This window comes from Fructilactobacillus sp. X7R4C1, assembly GCF_059901115.1.
In genome coordinates this window covers 129,949-150,498 of sequence record NZ_JBWXVD010000003.1, presented here as the reverse complement: position 1 = coordinate 150,498, position 20,550 = coordinate 129,949, and the positions used below count along the sequence as shown (strand labels likewise).

Here is a 20,550-nt window from a genome sequence, read left to right as displayed (position 1 = left end):
TGCGGTGCATTTTATTTTACTTACAATTACTTGTTTTTGGCCTCTTTTTCTTGAGCCGCTTGCCCCAAGATGTTGAGGTAGTTAAACGGACGGTCAAAGTTTGGTTGAAACAGCATGTCAACCATGGCCAGGTCGTCGATGGTGTTTTCGTTTTGAATGGCGACGGAAAGTACGTTAGCGGACTGCGAAATGTCGTAGAGACTGGTCAATGCGCCACCCAAAATTTTGCGGGTGTCTGGGCTGTAGACTAATGACATCAGCACAGGAGTGGTAGTAGGCATGAATTCAGGACGGTAGTTGTCTTCGACAATTACTTGATGAGCGTTAATGCCCTGAGCCTTAGCAGCACTCATGGTTAATCCGGTTGAGGCAAGGTTTCGGTCGTACAACTTCAAACCGGAGGAGGATTGCGTCCCCATGTATTTTTCGGTGTCGTTTTCGATGTTCTTTCCAACCAAGATTCCTTGACGAACCGCATTGGTTGCAAGCGGAATGTAGGCGTTTTTGTGGGTTGGATTGTAGTGAACGGCGGCACTGTCACCAGCGGCGAAGATGTCCTTGTTAGAAGCATGCATGTAATCATCGGTGATGATTGCACCGTTTTCAAGCATGTCAACTTGACCCTTGAGTAGACTCGTGTTGGGTTTGAAACCAATGCACAAAATAGCTAGGTCAGCAGTAAATTCGTCACTGCTGGTCTTAATTGAGACTGTATCACCGTTATCAATGAACTTTTGCACCATTTGGTTTCCTTCGAATTTAACCCCATGGTCCTTGTAGTCTTTTTCAACGATGTCAGTAAACTTAGGGTCATAGTATTTACTTAAAACCCGGTCAACTCCATCAATCAAAGTGACCTCATGGCCAGTCTTGGAATAGGCTTCGGCTAGTTCGGCCCCGATGTATCCAGCTCCAATGACAGCGATCCGTTTAGCGTCCTTGGCGTCATCGAAAAGTACCTGAGCGTCGGTCCAGTTCTTACAAAGCTTGACGTGATCGCTATGAACGCCCTCGATTGGAGGAACAACCGGAAGGGAACCACTGGTCATTACGAGCTTGTCGTAATGTTCGGTCTTACTTTCACCAGATTCTAAATCCTTAACGGTGATTTCTTTGTTATTCGAGTCGATGTTAGTGACTTCGTGCTTCATTTGCACGTCAGCGCCAAGTCCCTTTAATTCCTTTGGATCAGAATAGAACAGGCCTTTTGGATCCTTAACTTCGCCACCTAAATAAAGGGCGATTCCACATGATAGAAATGAGATATTGTCATTTTTTTCATAGACAGTTAAGTCATAATCGGGATGCTCTTTTAAGATTTGTTTAACCGCAAAAGTTCCCGCGTGGGTACAACCAACAACAATAATTTTCATGATGCAACTTACCTCCTAGTGTGAAACAATATTCATGAATTATAGGTTATCCTACCAGATAAAATTGTGAAATGCTAATCAATACACTCATAAAATGGTTCTTATTTATTATTTTTTGAAAGCGACTTCATTACTATATTCTCTGGCTCTTTCACACATGGTTTGATAAATGCGAACGACATCACGATCGGTGCCCCTTAATTCGTATTCTGCAATTTCAGGGACGTTAAAACGTTCCGCATATCTTCTGGCTGTGAGACAAAATTGGACGTTAAAATTGCGATTACCACTGCCGACGATTCCCATGCAGTAGTCGGCGTTATGGTTGTAAGCAACGTATTCGCCCATGGTGTTGGTCATGAGTTCTTTGACCCCGTTATCGATTCCATTTCCACCGTCAAGGTAGGTCGGCACGAAAACAAAGTACGGTGATGTTTCGTCAGCAAAGTCACTTTGATCTGAGATTTCGGTTGGTTCAATTAGTGGGTTACTAGCATCTTTTTGGTGCTCGGTTTCCGCGTAGTCCTCTAAATTTTGCACGAAGTTGCGGGTGTTACCGGCAATTGAGATGTATAAAATGCGAATGGGTTTGATGATTACTACCTCCTTAAATATGAAAAATAGTCACTATTAGTGTAACCTCTAACAAGTTTAAATGCACAGAATCTTAGAAGTCAAAGCAGCCAAAAAACGCACGGAATTAGTTATCCGTACGTTTTTAATTTAATTTCGTTTCTTTACGATCCAGATGACGATCCCACTGATAGCGAGGATTAAAATTCCGAAGGCGCTCGCAATTGCTCCTAATAGCAGTCCCGGAGTTTGGTATTTCAGTTCAATCTGGTGTTTGCCAGCCTTAATGGGTGCTCCGACAAAGCCAGTGTTGACCCGACTAGTGGGCACCTGTTTGCCGTCGACGAAGAGTTTCCATCCCGTTGAATAGGGAATGGAAGTGGTTAAGACGGACTTCTTCGGGTTATTACTGATTCCTTTGACTTCGTTCTTTTTAACCTGAAGGTTTTGGAGACGGTTACGTTGAAGTTTTTGAATCCGTTGTTCATACGAATTGCCAAACGGAACGGCAATAATCTTGGCGCGTTTAAAATTAATCTGGTGGACACCATCAAACGTCAATTTAATTTGATTGCGGCGTTTGGTGGAATACCCTAGGTTAATCAAAGCGTTTTTCTTTTGCGTGTAGTTTGAGAGATTGTCGCGTCCATACTGTGAGTAACCGTTCTTCATTCCTTTCGTTGCAGCATTTAAGGAGTACTGACCGACAAACGGAGTGTGAAGGTTCTTTCGTTTCTCGTTTAGTTTCATCATCTTCGTGTACGGTTGATTTTTGATAGCGTGCTGTCTTTTGGTCATGCTTTCCTTTGAAGCCGACGAGTAATCGTGACTCTGAATACCCTCTAATTGTAAGTAAATTTCGGCATTTTTGGTGCGGCTAGGTTGATTAATCTTAAGGAAATACGGGACTGATTTACCGAGGACATCCTTAGTTACCACGCGGAGACCGTCTTGATTTTGCTTCTTGGTGTCATTTTCCAGTTGGGCGTTTTCCAAAAGGATTTTTAAAGCTTCTTTTTGAGACGTGTGGTTAATGGTTGGTTCGTTGTACTCAACACTCTTAGAATTGTTAGTGAATGCCGTTAATTTATCGTAGTTATCAAGGGTCTTTTCGTAGTCCGGTTGCACCTCATAACTAAGTTGTTTTTGGTTCTGTTTTAGCTTGGCTGATTTGATGCCCTTAATTGGCGAATCAACGTGGACCCCACTGATCATTGCTTGTTCACGTTCGGTTGGGGATAGTTTTTGGTACTGCCGGTTTGAGATCGTTTGATCCTGGGTGTAAGCAATTGGAAGTGCGTTCTTGTTTTTTAAAACGTAGGTTCCATCGGGGTCCTTTTGGTTCACGAGCGGGTTATCAGACGCAAACAGGAGCGGCTTTTTGTCCTTACCCTTGACCATCTTGAAGCCAAAGGGTTGTGATTTGTTTTGTTGGCCCGTGCGAATAAAGAGGTACTTGACGCCCATTAAATTATCGAGAGTGGTGCGGTAGTCATTTTGAGCGACCGGAGCGTTAAAGGTCCGTTGGTTATTTTGAACGGAATTTTCAAGTTGGCCAATGGCCCCATTTTCCACCGTCAGATATGATGAAATGTCGCGGGTCGAAAATAACATCGGGATGTTGGTATTGATGTTAGAGTAGTTCGATAAGTTGACGTCATTTCGACCAGCATAGTGGTATCGATTACCAAGTGAGGTCCGATATCCACCTAACCGTGGTTCAACGTACTGATCGGCTCCGTCGTAGAAATTATTGATGAAGTTAGTGGCAACGTGCTTATTAAGCATGCCCTTTGAAAAGCCGGCAACGTTAGGACTGTAATAGCCAATTCCAAGTGAGATGAGGTTAACGATTAAAACCGCGGTCACACTTCCGATGGTTGTCACTGGCTTTAAATGGAAGAGCTGACTACATAGGATGACTCCCATTAAAATCAACAGGAGAACGATTTCACCGTAGTCATGCGCGCTTAGCTTCATGATGAATCCGCGAGAAGCCCAAATAAGCACAATTAGGGTGATAATTGCGAAAATCATGACTTCCACGTCACGCTTAGTTAACGTAGTGAGGTGATCTGAAAGAATTGTGGCAGCCATCCCAATTGGAAGTAAGCCTAAGCACATCCACCGGTTTGATGGGGTCGATATGGCGTTAAAGACGGCTCCAAAAGCCGGAATCAAGGCACCAATGAAAACCACCAACAGGCCGATGTTTAGGTAAAGGTATTTCTTGAAGTGAGTCATCGTGTAAACAATGCCCAAAAATCCGAGTCCACTAATCCCAACAATGAGCCAGAAGCTAATGGCCAGGTAGCCATTTCCGAGAATTTTACTTGGAATGGAAAGGTAATAGTAGAGAGGATAGAAAAGATAGCCGTTCGCAAAGGTCGATGTGGTCCTCGTGGAACTCAGGGCAAATAAGAGGGTTGGAACGAAAATGACGGCACTAATCAAAATTCCCGCTAGAATGGCCGCAACCATTTTGACCAGTGAACTCACAAAATGAAAATCAGGATTTTTACGAATGCTGAAATACCTAATGATGACGTAGATAATACTGCCAAGCCCAATGATGTAGGCAAAGTAGAAGTTACTTAAAAAAGTTAAGGAAACAGCCAGCATCAGTGGAATGAAGGAATGGTTAGAAATGATGCGTTCGACGCCGTAGCAAATCAGTGGGAAGAAAATCATCGGTAGAATAAAAAAAGGATGGTGCATCCCAGAATAAAGGGCGTAACCCGCAAACGTATAGGTCAAAGTTCCGAGTACAACACTGTATTTTTTAAAATGAAATTGTTTGATGAATAATAAAAAGGCCAATCCGGCAACGTACAGTCGCAGGATTACCAGAAGGCCGTACCCGAGTTCCAGTAAGTGGTCTGGGAATAAAACAATCAGGTAGTTGAAGAGATCACCGACTACGTAGTACGAAAAACTGGTTAACTGATCAGCACCGAGGCCAATGTTAAACGACCAGTTAGTAAAGCCGTGACTGGGATGGGCAAGAAATTCAGTTAGCATGTGTTTAAAGTTTACGAGAATGGGATAGTGTTGGGCAATTCCGTCCATTCCCCAAATTAGTGAGTTACCGGTTAAGTAAAACGTCCAGATGTAGGCCATGATAATAATCAGAAAAATTAGACTGTAAAAAAGCCAATCCGGACATTTTTTTAAAACTGTTTTCATTGTTTCTATTACCCCTATGTATTAGTAAAGCCGAGGGACAGCCTCGGCTTTATTGATATTAGTTATTTGTCTTTTTGGTCGTCATCTGCGTCTGATTCATCATCAGTTGGTTCCAATTTATTGACCTCTAGCCAGTTAATGAACGAGTTCTTGTAGTCAAGAACCTTAAACTGAAAGCCGTCAATGGTAACCACGTCACCCACTTTAATGTGAGGATTTTGTTCGATGATGAAACCGGCAATCGTGACAATGTCAGAATCGTCAAAAGCGGGCATTTCAACGTCAAAGTACTTTTCAAAGTCGTACGTGTTTAATTTTCCGTTGACTTGGAAGGTGCCATTGGGTTGCTTGAAGATGTATTCGTTAACCTGCGGATCGATTTCGTCTCTGACGGTCCCGAACAACTCTTCGTAGATATCCTTATCGGTAATTAATCCCGAAGTTCCACCGTATTCATCGATTACGACAACAATTGGTTGATGCATCTTAATCATTTGTTGAAGTACCATCGTAATGGGTGTAGTTTCGGGAGTCGTACTAATCTTTCGAATTAACTTTCCGACCTTGACGTTGGAATCGACCTGCGATTGTCTGACCAAATCGTAACTGTAAACATAGCCAAGGATGTTATCCTTATCATTGTCCTTAACAACGGGAATTCGACTAAACTTCTTTTGAATGTAGACGTTGATAGCATCTTGGACCGTATCGTTGATGTCAATCGTTACCAATTGGGTTCGGTCAATCATGATGTCCCTGGCCACTTTGTCGTTTAACTCAAACGAACGTTGCATGTACAAGTAGTCGTTTCGCTCCAGGTCACCATTTTTAACGGCATCCTTTGAAAGACTCAAAATCTCTGATTGCGAGAAGGCCTCATCGTTTTCGTTTGCCACGGGGATTCCCAGTAACTTAACTACGCCAGTTGCTGACACATTTAGTAACCACACAAATGGGTAGAATAAAATGTGAAAGAAGTGAAGCGGACCAGCAATCACGCTCAAAACTTTTAGTGGCATGTCAATACTAATATTTTTAGGTACAATTTCGGTAAAGACCACTTCTAAATAGGTAAGTAAAAGTACCCCAACAATCGCACCAACACTGTGAGCGGTAGCAGGATTAACACTGAAATCCTTTAATTCCATGATGGAAACCAGGATTTCAATCACGAATGATTCACCAATCCAACCAAGAATGATTCCCGCAAGTGAAACACCTACTTGGGTTGTCGAAAGATACTCATTAAGGTTGGTTACCATTTTCATTTCACGATTAACTTTTTTCTTCTTTTTGTCACTGATATCTTCATCATCCAGTTTTTCTTGGAGGGCACTTGGCCTTGATTGGACCAGTGAGAACTCACACGCGACAAAGAATGCAGCAAAGAAGAACGTTATTAAAATAATTATTAGATCAAGTATTATCTGACCGGTATTCAAATTTCATTCCTCATTTCAAAATTTTAAACAATAAATATATTATAACGTACTTATCCATTTTTTTAAGTATTTAAGATGAGCGGCATAATTAATTGATTTTATCATAAAGCCGTTTGAATGGAAGCAATTTATTAAAATAAATTCCTTATTATGTTACGAAAAATGTTTGATTTTACGGTTTCGAGGAAAAATTAACGGTTAATACGAAAGTTATTTTGTAAGTAGCACTTTTTCCCCCAATTATGAGCTAATTTCTTGTGTGAAAGGGACGATCCATCCTAGTATAGAGGGTGCTAAGAGATTAGCAAATAAAATAATAAAAAGGGGTTTTAGTTATGGCAAACGATTTAAGAAAAGCTAGTTATGATCCAATGGATGACTTTTTTGGCGACTTTGGCAAGAGTTTATTAAACTCAGTTGCTGGAAGCAACAGAATGAAAACTGATGTTTTAGACCAAGGCGATGACTACGTCGTAAAGGCAGAATTACCTGGCTTTAGAAAAAATGATATTGACATTAGTTATGATAACGATACCCTATCAATTCATGCTGTTCATGACATTGACAAGGAAAATAAGGGTGACAATGGTCGGATCTTAAGTAGAGAACGTTCATCAAGTGACGTTAACCGTTCGTTTTACATCCCTGATGTTGATGAGACCAAGATTTCAGCTGATTACGATGGCGGTGTTTTGACCATTACTTTGCCAAAATCACAAGATGATGAAACCCAAAACCATCACGTTGAAATTGACTAATTTAATTTAGACTAAGTGTTAAGAGATGATCCGGTTGGACCATCTCTTTTTTTAACTATTTTTAAAGCTTTGCGCTTTTCTTTCATTAGTGGTGCAAAATTTAATTCCTTCTTATACAATATTAATTAGAAATGAATTAATTACATAAGGAGGTGTAACTGTGGCAAGTGACCAGATCGATATTAATAACGTGAATCCGAGTGAGGGACTAACGAGTACGGAAGTTAAACAACAGGTGGCAGACGGTTATAAGAATACGGCGCCTAAACCACTAACGAAGTCTGTGAAACAGATCTTGGTGGAAAACATCTTTACGCTGTTTAACGTAATCAACGTAGTTCTTGGTGCGCTAGTATTCTATACTGGTAGCTATATCAACATGTTGTTCTTGGTGATTGCCATAGCGAACACTACCATCGGAATCTTTCAGGAGATTCGTTCTAAGCGCCAGGTTGACAAAATGGCGTTGTTGTCTCAGAACAAGATCAAAGTTCGACGGAACGGAAAAATTGAACTTATTCAACCGGACCAGATTGTTTTAGGAGACATCGTTGAACTGGATCGTGGGGACCAGGTACCAGTTGACGGAGTCGTAAAACAAACCAAGGGGATTGAGGTTGATGAGTCTCAAATCACCGGTGAATCCAATCCAATTGAGAAAACCACCGGAGATGAACTGACGTCTGGCAGTTTTCTGGTTAGTGGAAAAGCCTTCATGCTTGCAACTAAAGTTGGCGATGAGACCTTTGTTAACACGATTACAAACCAGGCTAAGACCGACAAGAGTAAGAACAGTGTCTTAATCTCGCTGATTAAAAAAATCATCAAAATTCTGACTTTTATTATCATTCCACTTGGAGTAGCACTTTTTGTTTCCCGTTTGATGCACGGGGTGAGCGTTAATAATGCCATTCTGGGAACCGTGGCGGCCATGATTGGGATGATTCCGGAAGGGTTGGTTCTTTTGACGTCAGTGACCCTCGCAATTTCTGCCTATCACCTGGCAAAAAAACGGGTCTTAGTCAGAGACCTTTCTTCCATTGAAACTCTGGCACGGGTGAACACGATCTGCCTGGATAAAACCGGGACGATTACCAGTGGCGAATTGAAATTTAAACAGATGGTGAAAGAAGCTCCTAATTACACTGATCAACAAATTGCCGAAATCATGGGCTCTTTGGTCCATGAAATTGATGACAATAACGAGACCGCTTCAGCGCTTAAAAATGAGTTCAAGCAGCACCCGTACGCTGCTAGTATGATCGTGCCGTTCTCTTCAGCGAGAAAGTGGAGTGGGGCCGAGTTAGACGACAAAGGCAAATACGTCTTCGGAGCACCTCAGTTCATTTTGGATCTAACTGACAAGCAACAACAAGAAGTTAAGCATTACGCCGAACAGGGTTTTCGGGTCATTGCGCTCGCAAAAGTGGACCAATTAAACGAGGATAGTATCGCTGGTAGTGAACTGATTGCCTTAATCTTGATTACAGACGTCATTCGACCGAACGCTTCTGAAACCCTGCAGTTTTTCTATAACCAGGGGGTGGACTTAAAGGTCATCTCTGGCGATGATCCGGTCACCGTTTCAAGCATTGCCAATCGGGTCGGCATTCACAATGCCTACGATTACATTGACATGACGACGATTGAAGACGACGCCAACTATCGTGATTTGGTCAAGCAGTACGTGGTGTTTGGACGGGTCAAACCCGACCAGAAACAACGGCTAATTAAGGCGCTACAAGAAAACGGTCGGACGGTTGCCATGACTGGTGATGGGGTCAACGACTTACTGGCCTTAAAGCAGTCAGACTGTGGAATCGCAATGGCATCAGGATCTGAAAGTGTCAAGAGTATTGCCGATTTTGTGATTATTGATTCCAACTTCGACGCCCTTATTAAAGTGTTAAACGAAGGTCGGAGGGTTATTAACAACATTGATAGCATCGCCTGCCTGTACCTGATTAAGACCATGTTCTCGGTCATGCTCAGCGTGCTCTTTCTGTTTTTTGCCAGAAACTATCCGTTTCAACCAATTCAACTCACTCCGATTAATGACTTAATGGTCGGAATCCCATCGTTTCTCTTGGCGCTTGAACCGAATTATCGAGCTTTAAAGGACCGCTTTGCTTCTAACATTTATGAAATTTCACTTCCAGCCGCACTAAGTGTCGTTTTCTACATTTTAGTGATTGGTGTGATTGGCGATATTTTTGGACTATTCACCTCAATTACTTCATCACTGAGTGTTTTGATTACTGGGGTCATTTGTTGGTTGGCTTTGACAATGGTTTGTCGACCATTTAACCGCTACAAACTAACCATCGTCGTTTTGAGTATCACACTCTTTTTGGCGGTGTTCATCTTTCTTGGTAAAATTTTCTCGTTGGTCACGATCTTTACGTGGTCAGTCGGAGGAATTGGATTATTATTAGCTCTTACAACTGATTTCACATTTGTTGGGGTGCAAAAGTGTGTCAGATTAGTTAGACATAAACTTTTAACAAATAAGGATTTAGACAGATAGCGTCATGAGGGCGTTATTTGTCTTTTTAATTAACAGTTAGTGCATTATTTAACAATAGCATTCGTCAAATTAATTAATTATTTTTTAAGAGTTTAATAACCGTCAGAATAATAAGTGATAAAAATAACAATGAACCATTGCTTTTTGAAAAAGATGATGATATGATATTAGTTGTGAAGAAAATAACAAGAAAATATTGGAGGCTGGAAGTATGACAGATGCAAAGCAACAACCCAATGTTGAAGAGATCGATAAGAATATTGATGCCAAAGTTCAAAAAGCACGCATTGCCGTAGATGAGATGAGTAATTTCGACCAGGATAAGGTTGATAAGATTACCCACGCCATGGTACTTGCTGGGGTTAACGCCCACCAAAAATTAGCTAAGATGGCTTATGAAGAAACCGGACGTGGTGTTGAAGAAGACAAGGCCATTAAGAACTTGTTTGCCACCGAAGAAATTTGGCACGATATTCGTAATGATAAAACCGTTGGGATCATCTCAGAAGATTCTGAAAATGACCTGATTAAAGTTGCTGAACCACTCGGTGTTATTGCTGGAATCACTCCAGTTACTAACCCAACCTCAACTACTTTATTCAAGGCAATTATTTCAATGAAGACTAGAAACGCCATCATCTTTAGTTTGCACCCACAAGCCCTTCAATCGTCAATTGAAGCTGCTCGAATCGTGCGTGATGCTGCGGTTAAAGCTGGTGCACCTAAGGACGCCATTCAATGGATTGAAAAGCCTAGTCGAGAAGCTACGAACGCTTTGATTCAGAACCCTGGCGTTGACATTACCCTTGCAACTGGTGGTCCTGGATTAGTTAAGGCCGCATACTCCGCTGGGAAACCAGCTTTAGGAGTTGGTCCTGGTAATGGTCCCGTTTACGTTGAAAAAACCGCCAACATCCCACGTGCCGTTAACGATATCGTTTTATCAAAGACCTTTGATAACGGGATGATCTGTGCCACTGAAAATAGTGCGGTAATCGATGCCGATATCTATAAAGATGTAAAAGAACAACTCGAATTAAACCGGGTTTACTTTGTTCCAGAAAAAGAAAAACAAAAATTAACTGACGCCATGTTTGACAGCAAGCGTCTTAGTGTTAAGGGTCCAATTGCTGGTGCCACTGCGCAACAAATTGCTGACATGGCTAAGATCAAGATCCCAGAAGACACTCAAGTGCTTGCCGTTGAGATGACCGGAATTGGTCCTAAGTACCCAATGTCAGGGGAAAAATTATCACCAGTTCTTTCGGTCTACAAGTCAAAAGACCACAAGGATGCTTTCAGAATTTGTGCTGAGCTTCTAAACTACGGTGGATTAGGCCATACCGCAGCAATTCAAACCTCAGATGATCAATTGGCCGTTGACTTTGGGGTGGCCGTTAAGGCTTCGAGAGTGATCGTTAACTCACCATCTGGTCTTGCTGGAGTTGGTAACTTGTACAACAACATGACCCCATCACTTACGCTTGGAACTGGATCATGGGGTAAAAACTCAATCTCCCATAACGTTACTGATTATGACTTGTTGAACATTAAAACTATCGCAAAGAGAAGAAATAATATGCAATGGATTAAACTACCTCGAATCTACTTCGAAAAGAACTCAGTTCGCTACCTCCACGACATGCCTGGTATTAAGAAGGCCTTTATTGTTACTAGTCCTTCTATGGTTAAATATCACTACGTTGACAAAGTCTTAGATGAATTGAACCGAAGAGAAGATGACGTCCAATACTACATCTTCGATGACATTCATGGTGAACCAACAACTGACATGGTGAATGCTGGGGTTACCCAAATGAACGCCTTTAAGCCTGACACCATCATCGCCCTTGGTGGAGGATCACCACTTGATGCCGCTAAGATGATGTGGTTAATTTACGAGAACCCTGAGACTGACTTCTTCGGTGCAAAACAGAAGTTCTTAGATATCAGAAAACGTGCTTACAGATACAACAAACCAGAAAAATCACAAATGGTTGCCATTCCAAGTACTTCTGGAACTGGTTCAGAAGTAACGCCATTCTCAGTTATTACTGATTCAAAGCTTCACGTTAAGTATCCATTAGCTGACTACGCTTTGACACCTGACGTTGCCATTGTTGATCCACAGTTTGTTAAGACGGTACCAAAGGGCACCATTGCTGCCTCAGGACTTGATGCCTTAACTCACGCGATTGAGTCATACGTCTCAACCATGGCGTCAGATTACACTCGTCCAATGTCACTTCAGGCCATCAAGATGATTTTTGATAACTTGACTGACTCGTACAACGGTAACATGGAAGCTCGAGACAAGATGCATACCGCCTCAACGATCGCCGGAATGGCATTTGCGAACGCCTTCCTTGGAATTACCCACTCAATTGCTCATAAGATTGGTGGACAATTTGGGATCACCCACGGGCTTGCCATCGCCATTACTTTGCCACACGTTATCAGATATAACTTCAAGAAACCAAAGAAGATTGCCACATGGCCTAAGTACGAATCATTTAGAGCCGACGACGATTACGCTAACATCGCTCGCTACCTTGGTCTTCCTGGAAACTCCAATGAAGAATTGAAGGAAGCCTTGGTTCACCGCTTCATCGAATTAGCTCACTCGGTTGGAGTTGAACTTGATCTGAAGTCACAAGGTGTAAGCAAACAAGAGTTAGAAGCAGCTGCCGATCATCTTGCCGAACTGGCATATGCGGATCAATGTACAACTGCTAACCCGAAAGAACCACTAATCGCAGATCTCAAGAAGATGATTCTTGACGAATACGAAGGTGTTGGGGTTGAGACTCAAACTGACAAAGAAGTTTAGTTTCTAAGTCATTAAAAAATTAAAAGTAGGAATTCCAAACGGAATTCCTACTTTTTTTGTGCAATTGATTTGGTTAAAACGTTGATTAATTCTTGCTCTTCGGGTGAAAGAACGTGACTTTTACGAAAGGCCACCGAAACATAAAACGGGGGTAAATCTTCATCGTCAATGGGGATAGAAACGAGGTTGTCAGAAGGTTTAATGGCTTTACTAACCAGAAAGGTGATCCCCACGTCTTCAGAGACTAATTGTTTGGCTAGCTCAATGTCAGACGTACGATACTTAATTTTGGGGTGAATGGCGTGAAGCTTAGACAGATCCGAAAAGACCTGAGTGTGAACGAAGTCACTGGAGAGGCCCACAAACTCTTCGTTTTTGAGGTCGGCAAATTTAACGGAGTGAGCGTCTGCCAGTGGTGACTGTCGATTAACGACCAGCATGAAGTGGTCTTTGGTTAAAATCGTCGCGTCGATCTCATTACTTTCAAGCGGTTTGGATGATCCTAGAAGTGCTAAGTCGATTCGACCGTCTTTTAATTCCCCTAAAAGCTTTTTGGAACCACTCTCTGAGTTATCAAGATCATTTAGGATTCCAAGTGAAAATAGTTTAGACGCCAGCTTGGGAAAATAGTAGTTCCCAATGATTGGTGGAAGACCAAAGCGAATGACATGGTCACTGATGTTGCCCATTTCGTTGTTAATTTTGTCTACTTCCTTCATAATTACCTGGACGTGTTTTTCAAGGTCGACGCCGGCCTTAGTGAGTTTAATTTGGTGGTGGGCCTGATTTCGATTAATTAATTCGACGTTGAAGTTATCCTCTAGGCGTTTAATGGCCATGGTAATTGTGGGTTGTTTAACGTGATAATACTTGGAAACGTCGGTGTAATTTTTAAGCTCGGTTAATTTGTTGAAGTACATTAAATCTTTTAGCTTCATGATGGCCTCATATAAATTAAATTTATGAATAAATCGCGTTTGACTATCTTTTTGATAGTGAATTAGTATTTAAAAGAATCAATTACAGACTATTTTACTACAAAAAGGAGTCTTAAAATATGGCTAAAGGTGAAGAAATATTGAACAATCCCTTTATCAATAAAGGGACTGCATTTACTGATGATGAACGAAAGACATTAGGACTAGTGGGGATGCTTCCACCAAACGTTCAAACTTTGGACGAACAGGTTGAAAACGTTTATGACGAATACCAACACAAGGGTAGTGACCTTGAAAAACGCATCTACTTGATGAGTATTTTTAACGAAAACCGGGTTCTATTCTATGCAACCTTCGCTAAACATGTCACTGAATTCATGCCAGTCGTTTACGACCCAACGATCGCTGACTCAATTGAAAATTACTCCAGACTGTACGTTAACCCACAAAACGCGGCGTTTTTATCAATCAATCACGATGACCCTGAAACGATCCGTGAAAGTTTGAAGAACACTGCTTCTGGACGCAGCATCAAGTTGATCGTTGTAACTGATGGCGAAGGAATCCTTGGAATTGGTGACTGGGGAACTCAAGGAATTGATATCCCAGTTGGTAAATTAATGGTTTACAGTGCCGCTGCTGGCATTGACCCATCTGAGGTCCTACCAGTGGTCTTAGACGTTGGAACTACTAACAAGAGTTTACTCGACAATCCACTCTACCTTGGTAATCACCAGGATCGCGACTACGGTCAAAAGTACTACGACTTCGTTGACAAGTTTGTAAAAGAAGCAGAAGACTTATTTCCTAATTTATACTTGCACTTTGAAGACTTTGGGCGTGCCAACGCTTCAAACATCCTTGATAAGTACAAGGATGACTACTTGGTCTTTAACGATGACATCCAGGGAACTGGAATTATCGTCCTCGCTGGTGTCTTAGGTGGCCTTAAGATTTCTGGTGAAAAGATGACCGATCAGAAGTACCTGTGCTTTGGTGCCGGAACTGCCGGCGTCGGAATTGCTGAGCGGGTTTGTGAAGAGATGGTGCAAGCTGGCTTATCCGAGGAAGAAGCTAAGAAGCATTTCTACATGGTTGATAAGCAAGGCCTCTTGTTTGACGACATGTCCGACCTAACTCCTGGACAAAAAGAGTTTGCGAGAAGTCGTTCTGAATTCTCTGACTCAGAAAACCTGACCGACTTACTCTCAATTGTGAAGGCTGTTCATCCATCAATCATGGTTGGAACTTCTACTCAACACGGCGCATTTACTGAAGATGTTATTAAGGAAATGGCCGCTCATACTGACCGTCCAATCATCATGCCAATCTCAAACCCAACTAAGTTGGCTGAAGCAACTGCTTCCGATTTGATCAAATGGACTAATGGTCGTGCCTTAGTCGCTACCGGTGTTCCAAGTGCACCCGTTGAATACAACGGAGTTAAGTATGAGATTGGACAGGCTAACAACGCCTTAGTCTACCCAGGAATTGGGTTAGGTGCCATTGCTGCCACCGCCACTAAACTTAACGACGACATGATTAGTGCTGCTGCTCATTCCCTTGGTGGCATTGTGGATTCAACGGTTCCTGGGGCTGCCATTTTGCCACCAGTTGACCAGTTAACTGAATTCTCTGAGACCGTTGCGATTGCTGTTGCTCAAAGCGCAGTTGATCAAAACATTACTATAGAAAAGATTACGGACGTTAAGTCAGCCGTTGATGACGAAAAATGGTATCCAAAATACCCAGATTTAACTAATTTAAACAAATAATTGGAGGAATGTTACATTGGCAGCGTTTATTACTTCACTAGAAAGTGTCGCTGAGATTGTCATTGTCATTGCACTGGGATATTTCTTGAGAAAGTCAGGCAAGTTTGCCGACAGTTTTAAGGGAAACATCTCATTCTTAATCATGAATGTGGCTTTGCCTATTTCAATCTTCGTATCAGTATTAGATAATTTGACCCGCGGAAAGTTAGTTGGGCTAGCTGGCGGACTGTTATACACCGTAATTAGTTTTGCGTTAGGTTACATTGTCGCAATTGCCCTAGTCTACATCCTAAAAATTAGAAAGGGTCGTAGGGGAACTTTCATTAACATGGCGGTGAACGCCAACACCATCTTCATTGGGCTGCCTTTGAACTTGGCACTGTTTGGAACTTCTGGGATGACTTACTTCCTGATTTACTATGTAATGAACACCATCTCAACTTGGGCCATCGGAATCTTCTTCATCTCAGGAGACGATCCCACCAAGAAGAAGGGTGAAAGCAAGGGGAACTTTAACTGGAAGAAGTTGCTTCCAGCTCCACTGATTGGTTTCTTGGTTGCGTTAGTTTGGATTCTGATTGTTAACGTTAAGTTGCCAATGTGGATCGACAAGACCTGTAACATGATTGGTGGTCTTGTAACACCATTATCCTTAATCTACATTGGGATTATTTTGGCCGATGCTGGTCTTTCATCAATTCACTTTGATAAAGATTCCATTGCCGCACTACTTGCTCGTTTCGTGATTGCTCCGGCAATTATGATCGGAACCTTACTGGTCTTCATGCACACCGGCGCTGGGATTCCAAACATCGAATTTGGCACCTTAGTAATTCAATCTGCCACCCCTGGTTTGGCTGTGCTTCCAATTCTGGTTAGTCAGTCCCATGGTGACGTTGATTACGCTACTAACTTGGTCGTAACCAGCACGATTCTGTTCGTGATCGTGGTTCCAATCTTGATGGCCATTATCAACTTTATCGTATAGATAAGTAATTAATAAAGAAGTCAGACGTTCAATCTGGCTTCTTTTTTGTGTGCCATGCCACGGTCCCGGTTTGAAAGTGGTAACGTAGAAGTATGCACAATTTCATTTATTAATTAATTGGAGGGATTAAACAGTGACCGCATTTATTGCCTCACTAGAGAGTGTCGCTGAGATTGTTATTATTATTGCTTTAGGGTATTTTCTTCGTCGTTCCAACAAAATGACGGATGGTTTTAAGGGAAATGTTTCGTTCTTAATTATGAACATTGCCTTACCAGTTTCGATTTTTATTTCCGTTTTGGATAATTTGAATCGGGGAAAATTAGTTGGACTAGTTGGCGGACTACTATACACGTTGATTAGTTTTACCCTGGGTTATGTAATCGCAATCGCATTGGTTTTTGTTTTAAGGATCAGAAGGGGTCGAAGAGGGGCCTTTATCAACATGTCGGTCAACGCCAACACGATTTTTATGGGATTACCCTTAAACATTGCGTTGTTTGGAAACGCCGGGATGACGTATTTCTTGGTCTACTATGTGATGAACACCGTCTCAACCTGGGCGATCGGAATCTTCTTCATTTCAGGAGATGACCCAACGAAACAAAGGGGAAAAAAGAAAAAGAAGGTTACCCTCAAACAGATTTTACCGCCGCCACTGGTTGGATTTATCTTAGGTTTGGCGTGGATTTTGATCGTGAACGTCAAATTGCCAGCTTGGATTGATAAGACCTGCAACATGATTGGTGGATTAGTGACACCGTTAGCATTGATCTACATTGGAATCATTTTAGCCGATGCCGGCTTATCTTCAATTCATTTTGATAAGGATACCATTGCCGGACTGGTAGGAAGATTTGTGGTTGCGCCAGCAATCATGATTGGAACCCTCTTAGCGTTTATGCATTTTGGCGTGAACATGGCCCTTCCAGAGTTTGGGACGTTGGTAATTCAGTCGGCAACACCCGAACTAGCGGTTTTGCCGATTTTAGTTAGTCAATCCCACGGGGACGTGGACTACGCCACTAATTTAGTGGTAACCAGCACCGTGTTGTTTGTTATCGTGGTTCCGATCCTGATGGAAATTATTAATTTTATTATGTAAGTAAAAGAAGCTATTGGATGGCTTCTTTTTTAGTTATATATTTATAATGTGGGAAATTATTTTAGTAGGAGTGAGAGACTTGAACGATAAAATTGCAAGGGTAAAAGAATACGCCAAAGAGAACATGAGTAAGGATAAGAGTGGACACGGATTTGACCACATCCAACGGGTCGCAAACATGGTCTTACAATTGATGGGGACCGAACCAGCTAACGGTGAGATTGCCCTTTCAGCTGCTTATTTACACGACGTTTTTGACGATAAATTGGTGGATGATCCGGACGCTAAAAGGGAGGAAGTCAAAGAGCGGTTAGCAGAATTTGGATTTAGTCCTGATGAGATTTTGCAGGTGATGGACATCATCAACCACATGTCTTTTAGTGACAACATTGAACACAAACAACCGTTATCAAAAGAGGGTCAAATCGTTCAAGATGCTGATCGATTAGATGCTCTGGGTGCGATTGGAATTGCGCGGGCCTTTCAGTATGGCGGGGCACATAATCGGACCATTTATGATCCGATGATTAAGCCACGGACTTTAACTACTAAAGCAGATTATCGCAACGCAACTGACGATACTACCATTAATCATTTTTACGAAAAGTTGTTTAAGATTGCTTCCGATTTAAATACCGATGCTGCTAAACAAATTGGAAAGAAGAGAACTCAGTACATGCGTGAATTTGTTGCTGAATTTAAAAACGAATGGGATGGATAAAAAACGCCGATCCGAAGGGATCGACGTTTTTAGTTTATTCGGTAATATCAGCAAAGGTTCCGTTGACTAATTGTTTGACGTCTTCAGCATTTACTTTAACAGAACGACCAATCTGACCGGATGACACAATGATGTCACCCTGTTTTTGGGCTTCTTCATCGATGTAGATGGGATAACCCTTTTGTTCATAAATTCCGATGGGGGTATTTGCACCGTGCTCATATCCGGTCGTATTAACTAAGTCTTTTAGGGGAACCATGCCCACTTTTTTGTTGCCAGAAGCTTTGGCTAACTTTTTGTAACTTAAGCGTTCATCTAAAGGAACCACTCCAATGACGGGACCAGTTGTTTTTCCAGTCAGTGCTAACGTTTTATAGATTAAATGTTGATCAACGTCAGCTTCGTTCGTGGTAATCTGTTGAACGTCTCCCTCTTGATGGGTGGCAAAAATCATCTGTTGAAAAGGAATTTGGTGTTTTTCAAGGATTTGTTCGACTAAGGTTTTGTGGACTTGATTCTTTTTTTTCTTTGACAAATGGCTCACCTCTCGAAGGTATTTTATCATATTAATAAAATATAAGTAAAAATTTCATTTACTTTTAATTCTTATTTATGTAGAATCAACGTGGAAGGAGATGCAAAGGAAAATGAGTGAGAAAGATGAAAAAAAAGCACCAAAGAAAAAGCATGCCCTAATTGAGTATGCGAATGGTAAATCCCTCCAAGAAATTAACGGAAGCGTTGATGTCCCTGAAGGATTAGGATTTTGGAAAACATTATTCATGTATTCAGGACCAGGAGCGTTAGTTGCGGTGGGGTACATGGATCCCGGAAATTGGTCAACTTCAATTACCGGTGGTCAGAACTTTGGATACTTGCTGATGTCAATTATCTTGATTTCAAGTTTGATCGCGATGTTACTTCAATACATGGCGGCTAAACTTGGTATCGTGACACAAATGGATTTAGCGCAGGCGATTCGTGCAAGAAGTAGTAAGACATTAGGGGTTATCCTTTGGATAACAACTGAGTTAGCAATTATGGCGACCGATATCGCGGAAGTTATCGGGGCAGCGATTGCGTTGTACTTGCTATTCCATATTCCATTGTTGATTGCCGTTTTAATTACGGTTCTTGATGTTTTGGTACTGTTACTACTTACAAGTATTGGATTTAGAAAGATTGAAGCCATTGTTGTTTGTTTGATTTGTGTTATTTTCTTGGTATTTGCCTACGAAGTAACTCTTTCAAACCCACAGTGGTCAAAGGTTTTCTTAAACTTAGTTCCAAACATCAAAACCGTTCAAACCCATCCATTTGTAGGTGGTCAAACTCCATTAAGTGGTGCCTTAGGTATCATCGGAGCCACCGTTATGCCGCATAATCTATACTTACATTCTGCCATTTCGCAAACCCGTAAGACTGATAATAACGACGAGGATTCAGTGGCACGCTCAGTTAAATTTTCAGCTTGGGATTCCAACATCCAATTGACAATGGCGTTCTTTGTTAACGCATTGTTATTGATTATGGGGGTGGCGGTCTTCAAGTCTGGTGCCGTTAAAGACCCATCATTCTTTGGTTTGTTTGCTGCCTTAAAGAATCCTGATTTTATGACCAACCCATTACTAGCAAGTGTTGCCAAAACCGGAGTCCTTTCAATCCTGTTTGCCGTGGCCTTGCTTGCTTCTGGTCAAAACTCCACTATCACTGGTACTTTGACTGGTCAGGTTGTTATGGAAGGTTTCATCCATATGAGAATGCCTTTGTGGGCTCGTCGTTTGGTAACCCGTGTCATTTCAATCATCCCAGTTGTTATTTGTGTCCTTTTGAGTAGTGGAAAACCGGCCATTGAAGAGCATGAAGCGCTTAATACTCTGATGAACAACTCACAGGTCTTCTTGGCGTTTGCTTTACCATTCTCCATGTTGCCGCTTCTGATCTTTACCGATAGTAAGTTTGAAATGCGTGGAAAACGGTTCGTTAATGCCCTTTGGGTTAAAATTGCTGGTTGGGCATCTGTGATTGCTTTGACTTTCTTGAATCTGTATGGTTTGCCAAGTCAGATTGTCAGCTTCTTTGGTGATAATCCAACTCCAGCTCAAACTGATATGGGGAACTGGATTGCCTACATCTTGATTGTTTTAGTTCTGGCCCTCTTGACTTGGGTCGTTTGGGACTTGTACAAGAGTAATAAACGGTTCATGGAGGAACATAAGAACGCGAAAAAAGAAGTCGATCAGTACGAATAATTAATTAGAAAAATAGAACTTCGATTTGATCGGAGCTCTATTTTTTTAGCCAAAATTTATTATTTTTAATATGTTAAAATGA

The 20,550-nt window shown here is 41.7% G+C and carries 14 protein-coding genes; 8 read left to right on the top strand and 6 right to left on the bottom strand.

Features of this window, described 5'->3' with window-relative positions:
* Positions 1-26 precede the first annotated feature (26 nt).
* The 4 genes from AC6UC9_RS04650 to AC6UC9_RS04635 form a co-directional block, all read right to left on the bottom strand.
* Positions 27-1,373, bottom strand: a complete 1,347-nt coding sequence (locus AC6UC9_RS04650; RefSeq protein WP_500699579.1) for an FAD-dependent oxidoreductase — start codon at positions 1,371-1,373, stop codon at positions 27-29.
* A 108-nt stretch (positions 1,374-1,481) separates the two neighbouring features.
* A complete protein-coding gene (gene nrdI, locus AC6UC9_RS04645) occupies positions 1,482-1,967 on the bottom strand; it encodes a class Ib ribonucleoside-diphosphate reductase assembly flavoprotein NrdI (RefSeq protein ID WP_500701307.1) in 486 nt (161 codons plus the stop codon).
* Positions 1,968-2,096: 129 nt separating this feature from the next.
* Entirely contained in the window at positions 2,097-5,132 is a 3,036-nt protein-coding gene (locus AC6UC9_RS04640) for a YfhO family protein (RefSeq protein WP_500701279.1), read from the bottom strand.
* Between the two features lie 62 nt (positions 5,133-5,194).
* Positions 5,195-6,574, bottom strand: a complete 1,380-nt coding sequence (locus AC6UC9_RS04635; protein WP_500694099.1) for a hemolysin family protein — start codon at positions 6,572-6,574, stop codon at positions 5,195-5,197.
* A 335-nt stretch (positions 6,575-6,909) separates the two neighbouring features.
* Here AC6UC9_RS04635 and AC6UC9_RS04630 point away from each other — a divergent pair, with 335 nt between their 5' ends.
* The 3 genes from AC6UC9_RS04630 (at position 6,910) to adhE (ending at position 12,689) form a co-directional block, all read left to right on the top strand.
* Positions 6,910-7,332, top strand: coding sequence for an Hsp20/alpha crystallin family protein (locus tag AC6UC9_RS04630; protein ID WP_500694098.1), 423 nt, complete (start codon positions 6,910-6,912; stop codon positions 7,330-7,332).
* A 160-nt stretch (positions 7,333-7,492) separates the two neighbouring features.
* Positions 7,493-9,859 (top strand): HAD-IC family P-type ATPase, encoded by a 2,367-nt coding sequence (locus AC6UC9_RS04625; RefSeq protein ID WP_500701278.1) that lies wholly within the window; start codon positions 7,493-7,495, stop codon positions 9,857-9,859.
* 211 nt (positions 9,860-10,070) lie between these two features.
* On the top strand, positions 10,071-12,689 hold the full coding sequence (adhE, locus tag AC6UC9_RS04620; protein ID WP_500694096.1) for a bifunctional acetaldehyde-CoA/alcohol dehydrogenase: 2,619 nt from the start codon (positions 10,071-10,073) through the stop codon (positions 12,687-12,689).
* Between the two features lie 47 nt (positions 12,690-12,736).
* On the opposite strand, the gene AC6UC9_RS04615 is transcribed toward adhE, so the two are convergent.
* Positions 12,737-13,627, bottom strand: coding sequence for a LysR family transcriptional regulator (locus tag AC6UC9_RS04615; RefSeq protein WP_500701277.1), 891 nt, complete (start codon positions 13,625-13,627; stop codon positions 12,737-12,739).
* 119 nt (positions 13,628-13,746) lie between these two features.
* Between AC6UC9_RS04615 and AC6UC9_RS04610 the strand changes: the two genes are divergently transcribed.
* The 4 genes from AC6UC9_RS04610 (at position 13,747) to AC6UC9_RS04595 (ending at position 18,216) form a co-directional block, all read left to right on the top strand.
* Entirely contained in the window at positions 13,747-15,402 is a 1,656-nt protein-coding gene (locus AC6UC9_RS04610; RefSeq protein WP_500701276.1) for a malolactic enzyme, read from the top strand.
* A gap of 16 nt (positions 15,403-15,418) precedes the next feature.
* Complete coding sequence (locus AC6UC9_RS04605; RefSeq protein WP_500696983.1) at positions 15,419-16,390, top strand: AEC family transporter; 972 nt, start codon at positions 15,419-15,421, stop codon at positions 16,388-16,390.
* A 133-nt stretch (positions 16,391-16,523) separates the two neighbouring features.
* Entirely contained in the window at positions 16,524-17,495 is a 972-nt protein-coding gene (locus tag AC6UC9_RS04600) for an AEC family transporter (protein WP_500701275.1), read from the top strand.
* Between the two features lie 79 nt (positions 17,496-17,574).
* Positions 17,575-18,216 carry an HD domain-containing protein gene (locus tag AC6UC9_RS04595; protein ID WP_500701274.1) on the top strand — a complete coding sequence of 214 codons (642 nt, stop codon included), beginning with the start codon at positions 17,575-17,577 and terminating at the stop codon, positions 18,214-18,216.
* A 34-nt stretch (positions 18,217-18,250) separates the two neighbouring features.
* Here the strand turns inward: AC6UC9_RS04595 and AC6UC9_RS04590 are convergent, their stop codons facing one another.
* Positions 18,251-18,751 (bottom strand): aminoacyl-tRNA deacylase, encoded by a 501-nt coding sequence (locus tag AC6UC9_RS04590; protein WP_500701273.1) that lies wholly within the window; start codon positions 18,749-18,751, stop codon positions 18,251-18,253.
* A gap of 112 nt (positions 18,752-18,863) precedes the next feature.
* On the opposite strand from AC6UC9_RS04590, the gene AC6UC9_RS04585 reads away from it, so the two are divergent.
* A complete protein-coding gene (locus AC6UC9_RS04585) occupies positions 18,864-20,468 on the top strand; it encodes an Nramp family divalent metal transporter (RefSeq protein WP_500696980.1) in 1,605 nt (534 codons plus the stop codon).
* The last annotated feature ends 82 nt before the right edge of the window (positions 20,469-20,550 follow it).

Excerpts from the sequence above, each read along its gene's own strand:
- AC6UC9_RS04650 (WP_500699579.1), bottom strand. The coding sequence starts at position 1,373 with ATGAAAATTATTGTTGTTGGTTGTACCCACGCGGGAACTTTTGCGGTT.
- AC6UC9_RS04640 (WP_500701279.1), bottom strand. The coding sequence starts at position 5,132 with ATGAAAACAGTTTTAAAAAAATGTCCGGATTGGCTTTTTTACAGTCTA.
- AC6UC9_RS04630 (WP_500694098.1), top strand. The coding sequence starts at position 6,910 with ATGGCAAACGATTTAAGAAAAGCTAGTTATGATCCAATGGATGACTTT.
- adhE (WP_500694096.1), top strand. The coding sequence starts at position 10,071 with ATGACAGATGCAAAGCAACAACCCAATGTTGAAGAGATCGATAAGAAT.
- AC6UC9_RS04615 (WP_500701277.1), bottom strand. The coding sequence starts at position 13,627 with ATGAAGCTAAAAGATTTAATGTACTTCAACAAATTAACCGAGCTTAAA.
- AC6UC9_RS04610 (WP_500701276.1), top strand. The coding sequence starts at position 13,747 with ATGGCTAAAGGTGAAGAAATATTGAACAATCCCTTTATCAATAAAGGG.
- AC6UC9_RS04585 (WP_500696980.1), top strand. The coding sequence starts at position 18,864 with ATGAGTGAGAAAGATGAAAAAAAAGCACCAAAGAAAAAGCATGCCCTA.